12 protein-coding genes are annotated in these 16,474 nt (G+C 69.1%); 7 read left to right on the top strand and 5 right to left on the bottom strand.

Annotated elements, in window-relative coordinates; genetic code table 11:
• Positions 1-82: 82 nt before the first annotated feature.
• Positions 83-1,315: an acyl-CoA dehydrogenase family protein gene (locus tag IPN02_01895; protein ID MBK9295631.1), complete on the top strand. Its 1,233-nt coding sequence runs from the start codon at positions 83-85 to the stop codon at positions 1,313-1,315.
• Positions 1,316-1,426: 111 nt separating this feature from the next.
• Here the strand turns inward: IPN02_01895 and IPN02_01900 are convergent, their stop codons facing one another.
• Positions 1,427-1,882, bottom strand: a complete 456-nt coding sequence (locus IPN02_01900) for a hypothetical protein (GenBank protein MBK9295632.1) — start codon at positions 1,880-1,882, stop codon at positions 1,427-1,429.
• A 258-nt stretch (positions 1,883-2,140) separates the two neighbouring features.
• Here IPN02_01900 and IPN02_01905 point away from each other — a divergent pair, with 258 nt between their 5' ends.
• From IPN02_01905 to IPN02_01925, 5 genes are all read left to right on the top strand, one after another.
• Positions 2,141-3,610, top strand: a complete 1,470-nt coding sequence (locus IPN02_01905) for a catalase (GenBank protein ID MBK9295633.1) — start codon at positions 2,141-2,143, stop codon at positions 3,608-3,610.
• Between the two features lie 282 nt (positions 3,611-3,892).
• Positions 3,893-5,311, top strand: coding sequence for a hypothetical protein (locus tag IPN02_01910; protein ID MBK9295634.1), 1,419 nt, complete (start codon positions 3,893-3,895; stop codon positions 5,309-5,311).
• A gap of 153 nt (positions 5,312-5,464) precedes the next feature.
• Entirely contained in the window at positions 5,465-5,656 is a 192-nt protein-coding gene (locus tag IPN02_01915) for a ferredoxin (protein MBK9295635.1), read from the top strand.
• A 141-nt stretch (positions 5,657-5,797) separates the two neighbouring features.
• Complete coding sequence (locus tag IPN02_01920; protein ID MBK9295636.1) at positions 5,798-7,099, top strand: FAD-dependent oxidoreductase; 1,302 nt, start codon at positions 5,798-5,800, stop codon at positions 7,097-7,099.
• A 119-nt stretch (positions 7,100-7,218) separates the two neighbouring features.
• Positions 7,219-7,878, top strand: coding sequence for a lysoplasmalogenase (locus IPN02_01925; GenBank protein ID MBK9295637.1), 660 nt, complete (start codon positions 7,219-7,221; stop codon positions 7,876-7,878).
• A gap of 35 nt (positions 7,879-7,913) precedes the next feature.
• On the opposite strand, the gene IPN02_01930 is transcribed toward IPN02_01925, so the two are convergent.
• From IPN02_01930 to IPN02_01940, 3 genes are all read right to left on the bottom strand, one after another.
• Positions 7,914-9,146 (bottom strand): metallophosphoesterase, encoded by a 1,233-nt coding sequence (locus IPN02_01930; protein MBK9295638.1) that lies wholly within the window; start codon positions 9,144-9,146, stop codon positions 7,914-7,916.
• A 102-nt stretch (positions 9,147-9,248) separates the two neighbouring features.
• Positions 9,249-11,828: a M1 family metallopeptidase gene (locus IPN02_01935; protein ID MBK9295639.1), complete on the bottom strand. Its 2,580-nt coding sequence runs from the start codon at positions 11,826-11,828 to the stop codon at positions 9,249-9,251.
• A 470-nt stretch (positions 11,829-12,298) separates the two neighbouring features.
• Positions 12,299-14,068, bottom strand: a complete 1,770-nt coding sequence (locus tag IPN02_01940; GenBank protein ID MBK9295640.1) for a wax ester/triacylglycerol synthase family O-acyltransferase — start codon at positions 14,066-14,068, stop codon at positions 12,299-12,301.
• Between the two features lie 212 nt (positions 14,069-14,280).
• On the opposite strand from IPN02_01940, the gene IPN02_01945 reads away from it, so the two are divergent.
• Positions 14,281-15,558 (top strand): alpha/beta hydrolase, encoded by a 1,278-nt coding sequence (locus IPN02_01945; protein ID MBK9295641.1) that lies wholly within the window; start codon positions 14,281-14,283, stop codon positions 15,556-15,558.
• Between the two features lie 13 nt (positions 15,559-15,571).
• Here IPN02_01945 and IPN02_01950 read toward each other — a convergent pair whose 3' ends face one another.
• Positions 15,572-16,468 carry a VWA domain-containing protein gene (locus IPN02_01950; protein MBK9295642.1) on the bottom strand — a complete coding sequence of 299 codons (897 nt, stop codon included), beginning with the start codon at positions 16,466-16,468 and terminating at the stop codon, positions 15,572-15,574.
• Positions 16,469-16,474: the final 6 nt, after the last annotated feature.

Below are 16,474 nucleotides of genomic sequence, written 5' to 3' on the forward strand. Positions count from 1 at the left end.
GGTTACCGATGGGTAACTTAGGGCTTCTACTGTCGACGTCGCTGCGACCGCGTTCGCTGCGCACTCCCGGAGGTAAACCCTGATGGGTGAATTCTCAATGGCTCTCAACGACGACCAGGTGCAGCTGAGGGATTGGATCCACACCTTCGCCAAGGACGTCGTGCGTCCGGCCGCCGAGGAGTGGGACGAGCGCGAGGAGTTTCCGTGGCCGATCGTCGAGGAGGCCGCCCAGATTGGGCTGTACTCCTTCGACTTCATGGCCCAGGCGATGATGGGTGACCCCTCCGGGCTGACGATGCCGATCGCGCTCGAGGAGCTGTTCTGGGGCGACGCCGGCATCGGCCTGTCGATCATGGGCTCGGGCCTCGCCGCCGCCGGCATCGCCGGCAACGGCACCGCGGACCAGGTGATGGAGTGGGTGCCCCAGTGCTACGGCACCCCGGAGAAGGTCGCCCTGGGCGCCTTCTGCGTGTCCGAGCCGGACGCCGGCTCCGACGTGTCGTCGCTGCGCACCAGCGCCAAGTACGACGAGGCCAACGACGAGTGGGTGCTCAACGGCACCAAGGCCTGGATCACCAACGGTGGCATCGCCGACATCCACGTCGTGGTCGCCACCGTCGATCCCGAGCTGCGCAGCCGGGGTCAGGCCAGCTTCATCATTCCGCCCAACACCCCGGGCCTCAGCCAGGGCCAGAAATATAAGAAGCACGGCATCAAGGCCAGCCACACCGCCGAGGTCGTCCTCGACGACGTTCGCATCCCCGGCTCCTGCCTGCTGGGCACCAAGGAGCAGCTGGACGAGAAGCTGGCCCGCGCTCGCGAGGCCAAGACCAACCCGCAGCCCAAGTCGTCGGGCAAGCAGCCGGCCATGGCCACGTTCGAGGCCACCCGTCCGGCCGTCGGCGCCCAGGCGGTCGGCGTGGCACGCGCCGCGTATGAGTACGCGCTGCAGTACGCGCAGGAGCGCAAGGCGTTCGGCAAAGCGATCATCGAGAACCAGTCGATCGCCTTCATGCTCGCCGACATGATCACCGAGATCGACGCTTCCCGACTGCTGGTGTGGCGCGCCGCTTGGCTGTCGCGCAACGGCGAGTACATCAACGCCGAGGGCAGCCAGTCGAAGCTGAAGGCCGGACGCACAGCCGTGTGGGTTACCGAGCGGGCGATGCAGATCCTGGGCGGCTACGGCTACACCCGTGAGTATCCGGTGGAGCGCATGCACCGCGACTCGAAGATCTACGACATCTTCGAGGGCACCGAGCAGATCCAGCAGCTGGTGATCGCTCGGGCGATCTCCGGCCTCCGGATTGAATAAGCCCATCATCGAGTAATTCCCGACGGTGTGTTGGCCGTTCGTACTCTGCCAACCTCGCCTTGAGAAGTCTCACTTCCCGGTCCCGCACAGCGGTGGCCGGGAAGTGCGTTTTTAGTTGGGAACGTCGGTCGGGCGTTGCTCGTGGAAGCGGCCGCCGTGTGTGCGGCGATCCTCCTTCATCTCGGATTCGAGCACGTGGTGTCGTCCGCCCATCAGTTCGCCGCGCAGGTCGTCGGCGAAGGCCCGCACCACCGACCAGTAGATGGCGTCGTACTCCTCGACCATCTGGAACGACCAGCGGCCCTCGAGCGCATTGCGGCCGACCAACTCGGCCTCGATGCGCTGTGCCTGGTCCTGATGACCGGCCTCGCGCAACTCGTCGGCCGCTTCGCCGATGAGGGCGTCGGCGTGGCCCATCATCTGGTGGAAGTCATAGAGGTGGCCCCTCGCCCGCTCCACCCACTCGAGGGCCTCGCTGAACTTGCCGACGGCTGAGACCGTCTCGTCGCTGACCCCAGAGGGCCGACGGTCCCGTTCGAGCCAGGGGCGGTCGGTGGGTTCGCTCATCTGCGGTGCCTTTCGTCGGTGATCCTCGATGCGCTTGCACCCTACGAAGACGCGGAAAGGCCCGGTTCGAGATCGAACCGGGCCCTTTCAATGTCCCCCCGGACAAACGTGACGTTGCGTAAGTGTGACAGATGGCGTGAGAAAGTGCCTAACCGGGCCTGCGAGACCGCACCGAGGACGCTTCGGCGTGTGACGGCCACCACGTCGGGCGGCGCGGCGGTACCCTGATCGCCCGACCTCCATCAAAGCAGGGGACTGATGAGCACGAGCGATCAAGCGAACGACCAGGTGAAGCCCACCACGACAGATGCGGGCATTCCGGTGACCAGCGACGAGCACTCGCTCACCGTTGGGCCGGACGGGCCGATCCTGTTGCAGGACCACTACCTGATCGAGCAGATGGCGGCGTTCAACCGCGAGCGGATCCCCGAGCGCCAGCCCCACGCCAAGGGCTCGGGCGCCTTCGGCAACTTCGAGGTGACCAACGACGTCAGCGCCTACACCAAGGCGGCCCTGTTCCAGCCGGGAACGACGACCGACACGCTGATGCGGTTCTCGACGGTGGCGGGGGAGCGGGGCAGCCCCGACACCTGGCGTGACCCCCGGGGCTTCTCGATCAAGTTCTACACATCCGAGGGCAACTACGACATGGTGGGCAACAACACCCCCGTGTTCTTCCTCCGTGACCCGCTGAAGTTTCAGCACTTCATCCGGTCGCAGAAGCGCCGTGCCGACTCCGGCCTGCGAGACAACGACATGCAGTGGGACTTCTGGACGCTCTCGCCCGAGTCGGCCCACCAGGTGGCGTGGCTGATGGGCGATCGAGGCATCCCCAAGACCTGGCGCCACATGGACGGTTTCTCCTCGCACACCTACATGTGGGTCAATGCCGCCGGCGAGCGGTTCTGGGTGAAGTACCACTTCAAGACCGACCAGGGCATTGAGTTCCTCACCCAGGCCGACGCCGATCAGATGGCGGGACAGGATGCCGACTACCACCGCCGCGACCTGTTCAACTCGATCCGCGACGGCGAGCACCCCTCGTGGACGCTCAAGGTGCAGCTGATGCCCTTCGACGAGGCCGAGGACTACCGCTTCAACCCGTTCGACCTCACCAAGGTGTGGCCACACAGCGACTATCCCCTGCACGAGGTGGGCAAGCTGACGCTCAACCGCAACGCCACCGACTTCCACACCGAGATCGAGCAGGCGGCGTTCCAGCCCAACAACCTGGTGCCCGGCATCGGGCTCAGCCCGGACAAGATGCTGCTCGGGCGCGTGTTCGCCTATGCCGATGCCCACCGGGCCCGCATCGGCGGCAACTACATGCAGATCCCCGTCAACCGGCCTCAGGCCGAGGTGAACAGCTACAGCAAGGACGGGGCGATGCGAATGGAGAACGTCTCCGATCCCGTCTATGCGCCCAACTCCAAGGGCGGCCCGGCCGCCGACGCCACCCGCAGCCCGTACGCCGAGAAGTGGGCGGCGAGCGGCGAGTTTGTCCACGCCGCTTATACCCTCCATGCCGAGGACGACGACTGGGGTCAGGCCGGCACGCTCGTGCGCGACGTCCTGGACGATGCCGCCCGCGACCGGCTGGTCGACAACGTGGTCGGCCACCTGAGCGACGGGGTGACCGAACCGGTGTTGCAACGGGCCTTCGACTACTGGCGCAACATCGACGCCACCATCGGCGACCGAATCGCCGCGGGGGTCAGCGGAGGCTGATCGCACCCCGGCCAGTTCTCGATTTCTGGCGGTTGTTTGGGCTCCCGGGTTCGGGGGTCGCTGGCAACTGGGGAGTCCGGAGCGCGCTCTGGCGGTTGTTTGGGCTCCCGGGTTCGGGGGTCGCTGGCAACTGGGGAGTCCGGAGCGCGCTCTGACGGTTGTTTGGGCTCCCGGGTTCGGGGGCGTGAGGGTGGCCGGTAGGTGGGGTGCCCAGTGCACATGGTACCGGGCCGGGTAGCGAGGCCCGGTGCCATGTGGCGATGGCGGGTTCAAAGTGAGGGGGTGCCGACGAACGACGTGTTGGGCGCCGACCCCGAAGAGCTGCAACGACTGGCGGTGGTTGCCCGCGCCGGCGGCACCTCGCTCGAGGGGGCGGAGGCCCGGTTGCGTCAGCGCCTGGCGGCGGTCGCCTGGCGGGGCAGCGACGCCCGGCACCTTCATGCATCCTTCGCCGACGGGGTGCGTCGCAACCTGGCGAGCGCCGTCGGCGGGCTCCGATCACTGGCCGACCGGCTGGAGGGTCAGGCCCTTGAGCAGCGCCAGGCCTCCGGTGATGCTCCGGCCGGCCCCGGGGAACGGCCTGGTGAGGTCCGCACTACCTCGGTGAATACCGCTCCGGCTGATGCTGCCCCTGTCGGCACCCCCAGCCCTGGGGTACCCCCGCTGACGCTCCTGACCGAGACCCACACCATCGGGGTCGAGGCCGGCGCCACGCCGGTCGACGCCCGCGCCGAGGCCACCCTGACGCTCAGCGTGTCGGAGGACGGTTCGGCTGACGTCAGCGTGCGCACCGATCAGAGAACTGGCGCTTTGCTCGGCGAGGCGAGTGCCGGAGCAGGTGTGGGGCTCACCGGTTCGAACGAGCTGGTGTTCTCCTTCGGTGACGAGGCGACGGCCAGAAGCTTCGTGTCGGAGATGTCCGATGCTCTCGTGCCCGACCTCGCCGCCCTCGGCGATGTCGAGGCGCCGCCCCCGTGGGCCGTCGCCGCCGGGTTGGGGCTGCCGGCCGTCATGCTGGGCGGTGGGCGGGCGATCGTCGATGACGTCATCAGCGACACCGCTGGCGTGCTGATCGCCCACGCTCCAACCAAGGTTGACGGTTCGGTCGGGGGCTCAGCCGACACCTGGGTTGCCGGTGCGGTCGACCGTCTTGGCATCGACGCCGAGGTGGCCCGCGGAGCGAGCTATTACCCGGGGACCGACACCTGGGTGACGACGGCCAGCGTCAGCGCTGGCGCCACCGCCCAGGTCATCGGCGACCTCGGGGTCGACCTGAACGGGGAAAGCTTGATTTCGACCACGATCGGGCCCGCCGGCGTCAGCGGCGGTACGTGGTCGCTGGAGACCACCGGCGGGGGAGCGGCAGCCCTGCTCGGGGCGCTCAACATCGGCACCGGTCCGACCTTCGACCTGCGCAGCGATGCCAAAGTGCGCTTCGAGGCCACGCTGTCGGCCGACGATGCGAACACACAGGCGGCACTCAACGAGTTCAACCGGCCCCACCCCGTCCCGCACCGGGTGGCCGCCACCCTCCAGCGGATGGTGCGTGAAGGCGAGCTGACGATGACCGTCGAGCGAAGCGACGCGTCGGACCAGGGTCGCAGCTACGGAGCGGTCCGCGTGATCTCGGACCATGGGGTGACCCGGACCGAATCGGCCCACCGCCGTAGCCCGGGGGGCGACTGGCGTCAGGTGCGCTGACCTCATCCAACCGCCGGCGGCCACGGGCCGGTACCCGGAAGACGCCGAAAGTCCGTCGGTGCGAGGCCCGACCGCGACGGGCGGTTGGGTACCATGGCGGGGCGGGTCACCGGAATCGCCCGACGACCCAAACCCGTCCGGGAGGAGCGCCCCATGAAGGTGGTTGTTGATTACGACCTGTGCGAGTCGAACGCGGTGTGCATGGCCATCGCCCCCGAGGTCTTCGAGGTGCGCGACGACGACTTCCTCTACGTGCTGGACGAGAACCCGCCCGAAGAACTGCGTTCCAAGATGGAAGAGGCGGTCAGGCGCTGCCCCAAGCAGGCCATCAGCCTTGAGGACTAGAGGCCTTCCGCTGAAGGCTGCTGTCCGGTTGTACTCGGCCGGATCCCCGGAGTCGATACCCCCGCAGACCCTTGCTGGCCTGGTCTTGGCTGGATCGCCGGAGTCGACACCATCGCACGTGTGTGCGGTGGGTGCACCGCGTTGAGTCAGCCCCAACTGGTGAACCCGGTCGTCCCCACTGGGGAGCTTCGCCGGGTCTCGATCGTCGGTGCGTCCCTGAGTGGCTTATCTACAGCGTCCAGCCTGAGGGATCATGGCTTTGACGGCGAGATCGTGATGATCGAAGGGGAGGCCGACCTGCCTCCCGACCGGCCGCCCCTGTCCAAGCAGGTACTCACCGGCGAATGGGAGCTGGAACGGGCCCGTCAACCGGGGAGCGACGCCCTTGACGCCCTCGACGTCGACCTGCGCTTCGGCCGACGTGCGGTCCGCCTCGACGTCGCCACGCGCACGCTGTCGCTCGACGATGATGCGATCGTCTCGGCCGATGCGGTGGTGCTCGCCACCGGTTCGACCGCCCGCCGGCCCCCGATCCCCGGGATCGACCGGGCGGGCGTCCACGTGCTGCGAACCGGCGCGGATGCGGCGGCGCTGAGGGCCGGCCTGGCTGTCGCGCCGAAGCGAGTGCTGATCGTGGGCGCCGGGTTCATCGGTCTGGAAGTGGCCGGCTCGGCCCGGAAGCTTGGCCTTCCGGTGACGGTCGTCGAGGCGTTCAGCACCCCGGCGAGCCGCGTGCTGCCACCGGCCGTCGGCATGGCGCTGGCCGAGGCGGCGATCGCTGCGGGCGTCGACCTGCGCACCGACACGTCGGTCGAGGCTCTCGTCGGGGCGGGTGGCGACGATGTTGAGGGCGGGGACAGCGCTCAGGGCGGCGACGCCGACGCCCCGGTAGCGGGTGCTCGCCTGAGCGATGGCACGGTGCTGGCCGCCGACCTGGTGCTCGTCGCCGTCGGAGCGGCACCGAACAGTGGCTGGTTGAGCGACACGCCGGGGATCACGCTCGATGACGGGGTGCTCGCCGATGCCACCTGCATGGCGGCGCCGGGCATCGCGGTGGCCGGAGATCTCGCCCGGTGGTGGCATCAGGGCACCCGCTCGTTCGTTCGGGTGGAGCACTGGGACAACGCGATCGAGATGGGCAGCTACGTGGGCGCCCGCCTGATGGCGGGTGACCGTGCAGGAGTCGAGGCCTACTCGCCGGTGCCCTGGTTGTGGTCCGATCAGTTCGGTTCCAAGTTTCAGCTGGCCGGCCACGTGAGCCCCGACGACGCCCTCACGTGGGTCGACGGCACGCCCGAGGATCGGGCTTGGGTCGGTGTCACCCACGACGGCACGATGGTGAAAGCGGTCATCGGCTACAACCGCAACGCCAAGGTGATGCGCACTCGGATGCGCATGGACCGACCCGATGGGTTGACGCTCGTCGACGCCCTCGGCAGCTGAGCCTCCCATGAGCCTGCGACCCTGATGCCCAAATCCTTCGGTGACTGCGTGAATCCAACGATCGAGCCCTGCTTCGAGCACGTGACCCCGACCACCCCTTCGACGTTCGGACGATCCCGATGACCGCGGTTGCCGGCGCTTTGCTGGCCCTGACGCTGCTGATCGCGCTGGCCGACTGGGTGGCGGTCGCCGTCGACCGTCGCCCCCTCGAATACGTACTCAAGCCGGCGACGATGGTGGCGCTGGGCGCCGTCGTGCTTGCCCTCGACCTGCCCGGCGGTCAGCTGCGCTGGTGGTATCTGGCCGCCATTATCTTGTCCCTGGCCGGCGATGTGTTCCTCATGCTGCCCGAATCCGCCATGGACCCCGAGCTGTCGTTCGTCGCCGGGCTTGGATCGTTCCTGGTGGCCCATGTGTTGTACGTCGTCGGCATGGTGCTGCTCGGCGTGTCCGGCGGCTGGCTCGTGATCGGAACGGTGGCTGCCGTGCTGGTGATCGTCACGGTTGGGCGCCGCGTCATCGCTGGGGCGAGAGCGACCGACCGACGGCTGTTTGCGCCGGTGATGGCCTACGTCGTCGTGATAGCGGTGATGATCGCGACGTCGTTCGGCACCGGGATCATCGTCGGTATCGTCGGCGCACTGCTGTTCGGCTTCTCCGATTCGGTGATCGGCTGGACCCGCTTCCTGCGCGACTTCCCTCACAGCCGAGTGGTGGTGATGGTCACCTACCACCTGGGGCAGGTTGGCCTGGTGCTGGCGTTGGCCACCGCTGGGTAATCATCGTCCGTCCGTCCGGGTCCCGGTCGACCGGCTCAGCGGGCTCCCCGTCGCACCTGCAGGCTTCGATCGGCCAGGCGGCCGACCGACCATCGCCCCCAGATGCCCCCGAGGGCGAATCGGGTGTGATCGAGCCAGTGGTTGATGTCCGGCGAGTCGACCCGACGCAGCACTTGGCGGACACCGCCTTCGGCGACCGAGTAACCGGCCCACACCCCAGGGAAGTCCTTCGGTGAGCCCACCTCGGTGGTGCTGACGCCAGCGATCGTGCGGAGGCGGTGAGCGTGGGTGTGGCCGGAGCTGACCAACAGCAGCTCGCACTCGTTCGCCAATCGACCGATCAGCGCTGCGCCCTGGCGGTTGGGCACCCCGGGCGGATAGCTCACTGGCAGATCGAAACGATCGATGGGATGGTGCGTCAGGACCATCACCGGGCCGGGGGCGGCCCGGGCCAGGTCGAGTGCGGCGGAGGTGACCGTGTTGGCCACCCGGCCGCCGTGGACCCCTGCTCGGATCGTGTCGACGCACAGCACGCTCAGCCCGGGCAGATCCACCCGACGGGCCAGGTCGACCACATCGATACCGGCCGACACCGCTCCGGTGAGCGGCGAGACGAGACCGGCATGGTTGTGTTCGTGGTTGCCGGTCATCACCGTCACCGGAGGGCGCGGCCGGAGGAGCAGTCGGCCGGCCAGCGCCCACGCCGCCGGGGTGGAACGGTCGACCAGGTCGCCCTTGATGAACAGGTGCTCGGCGCCCCAGGCGTTCAGTTGGTCGAGCGCCAGGGAGGCGGCCCGGAGGTGGATGGGGCCGCCACTGTCCCCTGCCCGGTCGCTTCTGCTGGGCGTCGCCGGGTCGCCCTCGACGATCTTCCCCCGGAGGCCGAACGCGTCGAGGCCCAGGTGGATGTCGGAGAGGGTGGCGAATCGGCTCAGCTCGGGACCGAGGGTTGCCGTCGTGGTGAGCCGTACGCACCCGGCCGGACGGCCATCGACGTCCAGGGTGACGGTGCTGGTGCTCGCCGGTGGTAGTCCGGCCAGCTCGATCGAACCGCTTCCGTCGAGGTAGGGCCGCGAGCCCAGAACATCCCCGGTGGCCAGGTCCCGGGCCGTGATCGTCGCATCGGCCGCAACGCCCCGGCCTTGAGCGGTGACCGACGCGGCGGGAGCCGTGTCATGGTGTCGGGCGCCCCGTCGGCCCGCGTCTGCGGGGAGGAGTGAGCCCAGCCAGGTCAGCTGGGCGGTGGTGTCCTCGACGGCGAACACCATCGGACCACGCCTCAGCCCGGTCGGGCCCAGCGCTGGTCGTGCTCCGGGTACCTCGGTGCGAGCCGTTGGCCTCATCATCGGCTGTGGCGGCAGTGGATCAGCTCACCCACCGCTGGGGGAGCGCTCTGCGATCAGCGGGCCGATCGATGGGCGTGCCCGCTCGACCAGCGCCCGGTGCACCGCCTGGAGTTCCAGGCTCTGTCGCACCAGTTGATCGCCCGAACCGAGGGGGTGGGCGGCCAGGAACCTCGGCGCCCCGGCCTTGGCCTCGGGATCGGCCACAGCGTCGTCGGTCAACCAGCGGATGCCCTCCAGCATGCGGGGGAGCGAGTTGGTCGGGAACCGCTCGGTGATGTCATCCCACCGGTCGATGAGGTAGCGCCAGGCAACCGCCCCCAGCGTCGGGTGGCTCAAGGCCCGCATGAGCACGTAGGGGGCATTCTGGGTACGCACTTCGTTCGCGACCAGGTCCAGGGAGACCTCGAAGTCCTCCTGCGAGGGCGTATCGACCAGGGCATACAGATACCGCACCTCCTCCTGGGGGTTCTCGGCCGCCCGCCAACGCTCGAGCAGGTCGGCGTGCTCGGCGGCGGTGGCGTCGGCGGCGACCACGCCGGTGGCTGAGGCGAGCAGGTCGGCGTCGACCGCGCCGGCCTTCTGCGCGAGCAGATCCCGTGCGGCTCGCCGGGTGCTGGGATCGGCCCCAGCCACCCCGGCGATGCCGAACAGCACGGCGTGCAGGTCCCGGCCGGCGGCATCGGCGCCGTCGACCCGTTCGGCGGCGAAGGCGAGGGCCGGGGTGGACAGTTGGCGGACCCAGCCCCGGTAGTCATCGAGATCGGCAGGATCGACCAGCCGGCGCAGGCCGCTGAGCACTTGACCGAGGCGCCGCCACACCGCCGGATGGTCGTCCCCCGACAGAGCCTCGCTCACCTGGAGGACCCGTTCGAGCTCCACCCGGCCGGCCAGCAGGTCGGCCCAGGTGTCGTCGACCAGCAGGTAGCGCTCGATCGGCTCCAGCTGATCGACCGACCCCAGCAGGCCGGCGAACAGTTCGCCGCCGTGGTGGGTACGCCAAAAGCCGTTACCCGAGGCGTTGCCCATCACCCAGTCCACATCGGCTGGGAGGGACAGCACCGTGGCGCCGTCGTTGCCGGGTGACGGCTCGACGAGCGCTTCGAGCACGGTCCTCGTGCCGTTGGCGCCGACCGCCACGCGGGCCGGGATCGGCCAGCTGCGATCTTCGACCTCGCCGGCCCCCAGCGGCACGGCCCGCTGCTGGGTCAAGGCCAGTTCTGCGCCGTTGCGCTCCACGTTCAACACCGGGTGACCACCGGCCAGGATCCAGGCGTCCATGATCCGCCCGACCGGGGCGTCGGACACCGACTCGAGTGCGTCCCACAGGTCGTGGGTGACCGTGTTGGCATAGGAGTGCGCGGTCAAATAGGAGCGGATGCCATCCCGGAAGGTGTCCTCGCCCAGGAACTGCTCCAGCATCCGCAGGACCGAGGCGCCTTTTTCGTAGGTGAGCACGTCGAACATTCCCTCGGCGTCGGCCGGGGTGTGCACCTCGAACTCGATCGGTCGGGTCGTGCTGAGCGCGTCGACCGTGAAAGCGGCGGAGCGCTCCAGCCCGAACTCGGCCCACACCTCCCACTCGGGACGGAAGTCATCGGTGCAGCGCATCTCCATGAAGGTGGCAAACGCCTCGTTGAGCCACAGGCCCTCCCACCAGGCCATCGTCACCAGGTCGCCAAACCACATGTGGGCGAGCTCGTGGTTGATCACCGTGGCCAGGCGGCGCTGCTCGGCGCGGGTGGCCCGCTCGGGGTCGACCAGCAACAGCACCTCGCGGAAGGTGACGCATCCCAGGTTCTCCATCGCCCCGAAGGCGAAGTCGGGGAGCGCCACCAGGTCCAGCTTGTCGCCGGGGTAGGCGATGCCGTAGTAGTTCTCGAAGTACACCAGCGCATGCTCGGCGGTCTCGAGCGCAAAGGTGGTGAGGTGCGCCTGGCCCGGCTGGTGCACGACGCGCACGGGGGTGTCACCGACCATCGTCGCCTCGGTGGCCTTGAGCGGGCCGACCACCCACGCCACCAGGTACGTGCTCATCTTCATCGTGTCGGCGAACCGCACCAGCACTTGGCCGTCGTCCCGCTCCGAGCGTTCGACCTCGGCGCTGTTGGCGACGGCCAGGTGATCGGGGTCGACGAGCAGCGTCACGCCGAACGTCGCTTTCATGTCGGGCTCGTCGAAGCACGGGAACGCCCGGCGGGCGTGGGGGGCCTCGAACTGGGTGGCGGCCAGCGTCGCCGTGGTGCCATCGGCAGCGGTGTAGGTGGATCGGTAGAAGCCGACCAGCCCGTCGCTGATGTCGGCGTTCCAGGCGAGGTTGACCTCCAGCGCGCCCGGGTTGAGGGCTTCGGCGACGCGCAACGTCACCGTTTCGGTGTCCGCGTCGATGCTCACGTCGGCCGCTTGGGTGGTACCGCCCTGGCTGATGTCGGCGCTGGTGATCGTCAGGTCGACGGCGTGGATCGTGATCGAGTCGGTCCCTTCGGTCGTTTCGGCGTCGATCGACACCGTCCCGTCGAAGGTGGCCGCGTCCAGGTCAGGTGAGATCTTCAGGCGATAATGCGATGGCGTGATCGCCCGGGAAAGACGGAATGCGGACTCGGACATGGGGGCTCCTTGCGGGACAGAGGCGGGTGGTTGCGAGAGGGTGACGATCGATGACCGGGACGATTCGGCTCCGGCGGGCGGCGATTGCCGAGCGGTTCAACCTACGCGACACCGCTGCGCCGCTCACCCCGCCGCAGGTGAGTGTCCGCGCCCGGCGAGCCGGTTGATCATCCCGCGGGGCGGCGAGGGGCGGGGGGGGGGGGGGGGGGGGGGGGGGGGGGGGGGGGGGGGGGGGGGGGGGGGGGGGGGGGGGGGGGGGGGGGGGGGGGGGGGGGGGGGCGATCGCCAAGGCCGAACACCGTGGGGTGACGATGCGAGAGGCGGCCTTCGCTCTAGGGATCGAGCGGGTGGCCGACGCCTCGCACCTTCGGGGATAGGTCTAGGTCCACGGCCTCAGCGGAGCGCGGGCCCGCCGCTCGGGCGTCACCACCGGTGCGGCGACTGCGTCGATCAGCGCTCGAAGCAGTCCCTCAGGGCGAAGCCGGCTTCTTGCGGGCGGTCCGCACGGTGGCGCCGCGCTCGGTCACGCGGGTGTTGGATGGCTTCCGAGGTGCCGCCTTCTTTGAAGAGGCCGTCTTTCTTGCCGGTGCCTTCTTTGCGGCCGTTTTACGCATCGTCGCCTTCTTGGCGGGAGCCTTCTTGGTCGCTGATTTCCGGGTCGGTGTCTTGTTCCCCGTCGCCTTTTTGGCCGCAGCTTTCTTGGTTGCCTTGTTGACGGGTGCCTTCTTGGCCGTGGCTTTCCGGGACGCCGTTGTCGTGGCCGTCGCAGGCCCGTCGGTCGACGTCTTTTCTGGGGCCTTCTCGGCCGTCGCATCCTCGGCCGGTACCGCCGTCCCCGTCTTGGCGCGTGCAGCGGCCAGCAATTCGTCGTAGGCCGCTTCGACGGCGGCGGCCAGGTCCCACACGTCGGGGGTCAGCTCCCGGTCGACCATGAACCCGACGTCGATGTTGTCCTCATAGGACAGCACGGTGACGTTGATGCCGGCACCCTCCATGATCGGCCCCATCGGGTAGGCGGCGATCAGCTTGGCCCCGGCGAAGTACAGCGGGAACGACGGGCCCGGCACGTTGGAGATCACCAGGTTGTGGATCGGACGATGCATGTTGGCCATGCCGATCTGGCTGTACAGACGGGAGGCCAGATGGAAGGTCCGGGGCGCGGCGTACTCGCCCCAGTCGGTCATCAGGCGGGCGCCCAACGCGTTGTGCTCCTCCTTGGCACCCCGGGTCGATTCGGCGATCAGACGCAAACGCTCCGAAGGATCCGGCTCCTGGGTGGCCAGGTGGGCGAACATGGCCGACACCCGGTTGTTGGCGCTGCCCTTCTCCTCCTCGGTGCGCACCGAGACCGGGATGCATGCGACCAGGGAGTCCTCGGGCAGGTCGCCTCGATCGTCCAGGTACTTGCGCAACGTGCCCGACATGATCGCCAGCACCACGTCGTTGACCTTGACCCCGAACGCTTCCTTGATCTCCTTGACCCCCGCCAAGGGCACGCGCGCAAAGGCGACCAGCCGATGAGGTGAGATCGCCGAATTGAAGGGGGTGGGCGGGGCGGTCAACGGAAGCGCACCGTGAGGCGCCGGGTCATCCGACAGGCGGCTGCTGACCACGTTGCTCAGGTTGCCAACCGTCCGGCCGAGCAGAGCCGGCATGTCCATCCACCGCTTCAGACGCGACGACATGGCGTAGCCGATCAGCTCCCACTCGTTGGGAATGTGCTCGGGCTCGTGAGGCTCGGGCGGGGTGACGTCTGCACCCTCGGCAACCATGTCGTAGAGCGTCGTCATGATCTCGGTGCCGCTGGCGCCGTCGACCGCCGAGTGGTGCACCTTGGTGACCACCCCGATCCGGTCGTGCTTGAGGCCCTCGATCACCCAGATCTCCCACAGCGGGCGTCGACGGTCGAGCGGGACCGATGCGATGCGGGCTGCGAGTTCGGCCAGCTCCCGACGGCCTCCGGGAGCTGGAGCGTCCACGCGATGAACGTGGAAGTCGATGTCGAAGTCGGGGTCCTCGATCCAGATCGGATGGTTGAGGTTGAACGGGACGTTCACCAACCGGCGTCGAAAAGGAGCGACCAGGTGCATGCGCTCGAGGACCAGCTGACGGATGGCCTCGAAGGAGTAGCCGCCGGGCATGGTCTCGGTATCGAGGATCGCCGTCATCGCCACGTGCATGTGGGCGTTGGGCGTTTCGAGGTACGTGAAGGCGGCGTCGATCCCCGACAGACGTTCCATGGTGTCCCCCTGGTGTCGTGACCTCGAAGCCGAGGCCCGCGAAGAGCTGTCATTGTCGCATGGGTCAGCATCCTTTCATGAGCGAGCGCAGTGTGCCGCCTTCGGTCTCTGGCCGTTTGGCGCCGCCGTCGACGGTTGTGCCCGGTGGTCGTCGCCGGTCGTCGAAGGGTGCGCTCGCCCGTCGTCGGCGCCGGATGCTTAGGCTGAGCGCGATGAGTTACTTCACCCGATCGCTCGGCCGTGCGGTCTTGGGAGCCAATGCGTTGGCGCCCCGAGGCAACAGCCGGCTCCTGACCGCACCCTCCTTCTTCGCCAGCTGGTTCACCACCGAACTCGGTGCCCCCCTGCTGCTCGCGGACGCCCTGGACACCGCCAACTTCGCTCGCAAGGGCGGGCTGGGTTCGGCCAAGGGGCGAGTGGCGGTGGGATTGCGTGCGGCTGCGGCCGGGGTGAGCCTGTTCCAGTGGCGCCAGGCGACCAAGGCCGGCCTGGCCTTCGAGCAGGGCTTCGGCGACTACGCCGACCTCGATGGCCTGGACGGGATGCCGGACTTCGTGCCCGCCGACCCGAAGGGCGACCTGCTGCCCTTCTTCTCGGGGTCGAAGAAGCGGCGCCGTCAGAAGGACGTCGTCTTCGCGGAGGTCGACGGGGTCAAGCTGCGCCTCGACGTGTACGAGCCGCAGGAGCCGCCGCCCGAGGGGGTGACCCGTCCGTGCGTGATCTATGTGCACGGCGGTGCCTGGGTGATCGGCGACAAGCGCGAGCAGGGCGTCCCGATGCTCAACCATCTGGCGGCCAACGGGTACGTCGGGTTCAACGTCAACTACCGGCTCAGCCCCAAGGTGAAGGCGCCCGATCACGTGATCGACGTCAAGCGGGCGATCGCGTGGGTGCGCGAGCACGCCGAGGACTACGGCGCCGACCCCGACTTCATCGCCATCTCCGGCGGGTCGGCCGGCGGGCATCTGGCCGCGCTGGCTGCGCTCACCAGCGACGACATGTCGCTCCAGCCCGGTTTCGAGGAAGCCGACTGCTCGGTGCAGGCGGCGGTCCCCTTTTACGGGGTGTACGACCTGACCGAGAACTCCAAGGAGATGCTCGAGGTGCTCGACCGCTTCATGTTTCCCGGCTCGCTGGCCGAGGACCCCGAGCTGCACCGTGCCTACTCGCCGATCGAGCGGGTGCACGCCGATGCTCCGCCGTTCCTCGTCATCCAGGGTTCGATCGACGTGCTGGTGCCGGCTGCGGGCGCCCGCACCTTCGCCCAGGAGCTGCGGGCCGCATCGGACGAGCCGGTGATCTACGTCGAGCTCGAAGGCGCCCAGCACGCGTTCGACATCTTCGTGTCACCCCGCACCCGCCGCACGCTGAACTGGGTGGAAAAGTTCCTCGACGCCGCCGTGCTGCGGTTCCGCGACGCCACGGGCGACACGGTGATGGCGGTCGGCGAGGGCGAGAGCACGGAGGAGGCCCTGGCCGACGCCGGCTAGCGCCGCGCCGAGCTCAGGCGAGCGCCCGCTGCACGGCCGCAGCTGCGTCGAGGGGCCCGTCGAGCGGCACGAGGCGGGCGCCGGTCGATTGGCCGAGTGCCTCGGCGTCGGCGCTGTCATCGGCAGGGACCAGGATGGCCAGCTCGTCGAGCCGCCTTGCGGCCTCGGCTGGGGGCGGCCCGGCCGTCGATCGGCAATCCGACAACAGAACGCACACCTTGCGGCGGGCGTTCGACCGGGCGAGCTGCACCGCTGCGGCGTCGAGTGCCAGCGACAGGTCGGTGACACCGTGCCCTCGCAGCACGAGCAGGTCGCCGACCACCTGCTCAGCCGAGCGATCCGAACCTTGGGAGCGGAGCACGAGGGCCTCCCTCGCCACCGCCAGCACCGACGCATCGGCCGGGCGGCTGAGCACGATCGCCGACGCGACGACGGCGGCGGTGGCCAGGCGGGGGCCCAGCATCGAACCGGACCGATCGACCACCAGGCACAGGGCGATGCCCGGGCGCTCCCAGGCCGCCACGGTCAGCTCGTCGGCCGACGGCGCCAGGCCCAGCGCCCGACCGGCGATGACGGCGTCCATCGAGGCGTCGAGGTCCAGCTCGCCGTCGGCCTGCGACGCCCGTCGCCGGGTCAGTCGGCCCACCCCGCGTCCCGGGCGGGGGGCCGGGCCCGATCGCGCCACCTCGGTTGTGATGCGCCCGGCCAGGCTTGCCGCCAGCGCTCGCAGTGATGGGTCGGTGGCGCCGACCAGGTCGGCGAGCAGGCCGAGGGCGGCGTCGGGGTCGTCGGCGAGCAGGTCGTCGAAGGCGTCCTCGTCGAGCACCCCGACCTCCGGGCTCACCTCGAGGAAGCCATGCCGACCGGACAGCTCGGCCCGGCCGGTTGTTCGGCGCGCGGCGTCGGCCACCGCCTC

Origin of the sequence: Candidatus Microthrix subdominans (assembly GCA_016719385.1) — a bacterium.
Taxonomy (GTDB): Bacteria; Actinomycetota; Acidimicrobiia; order Acidimicrobiales; family Microtrichaceae; genus Microthrix; species Microthrix subdominans.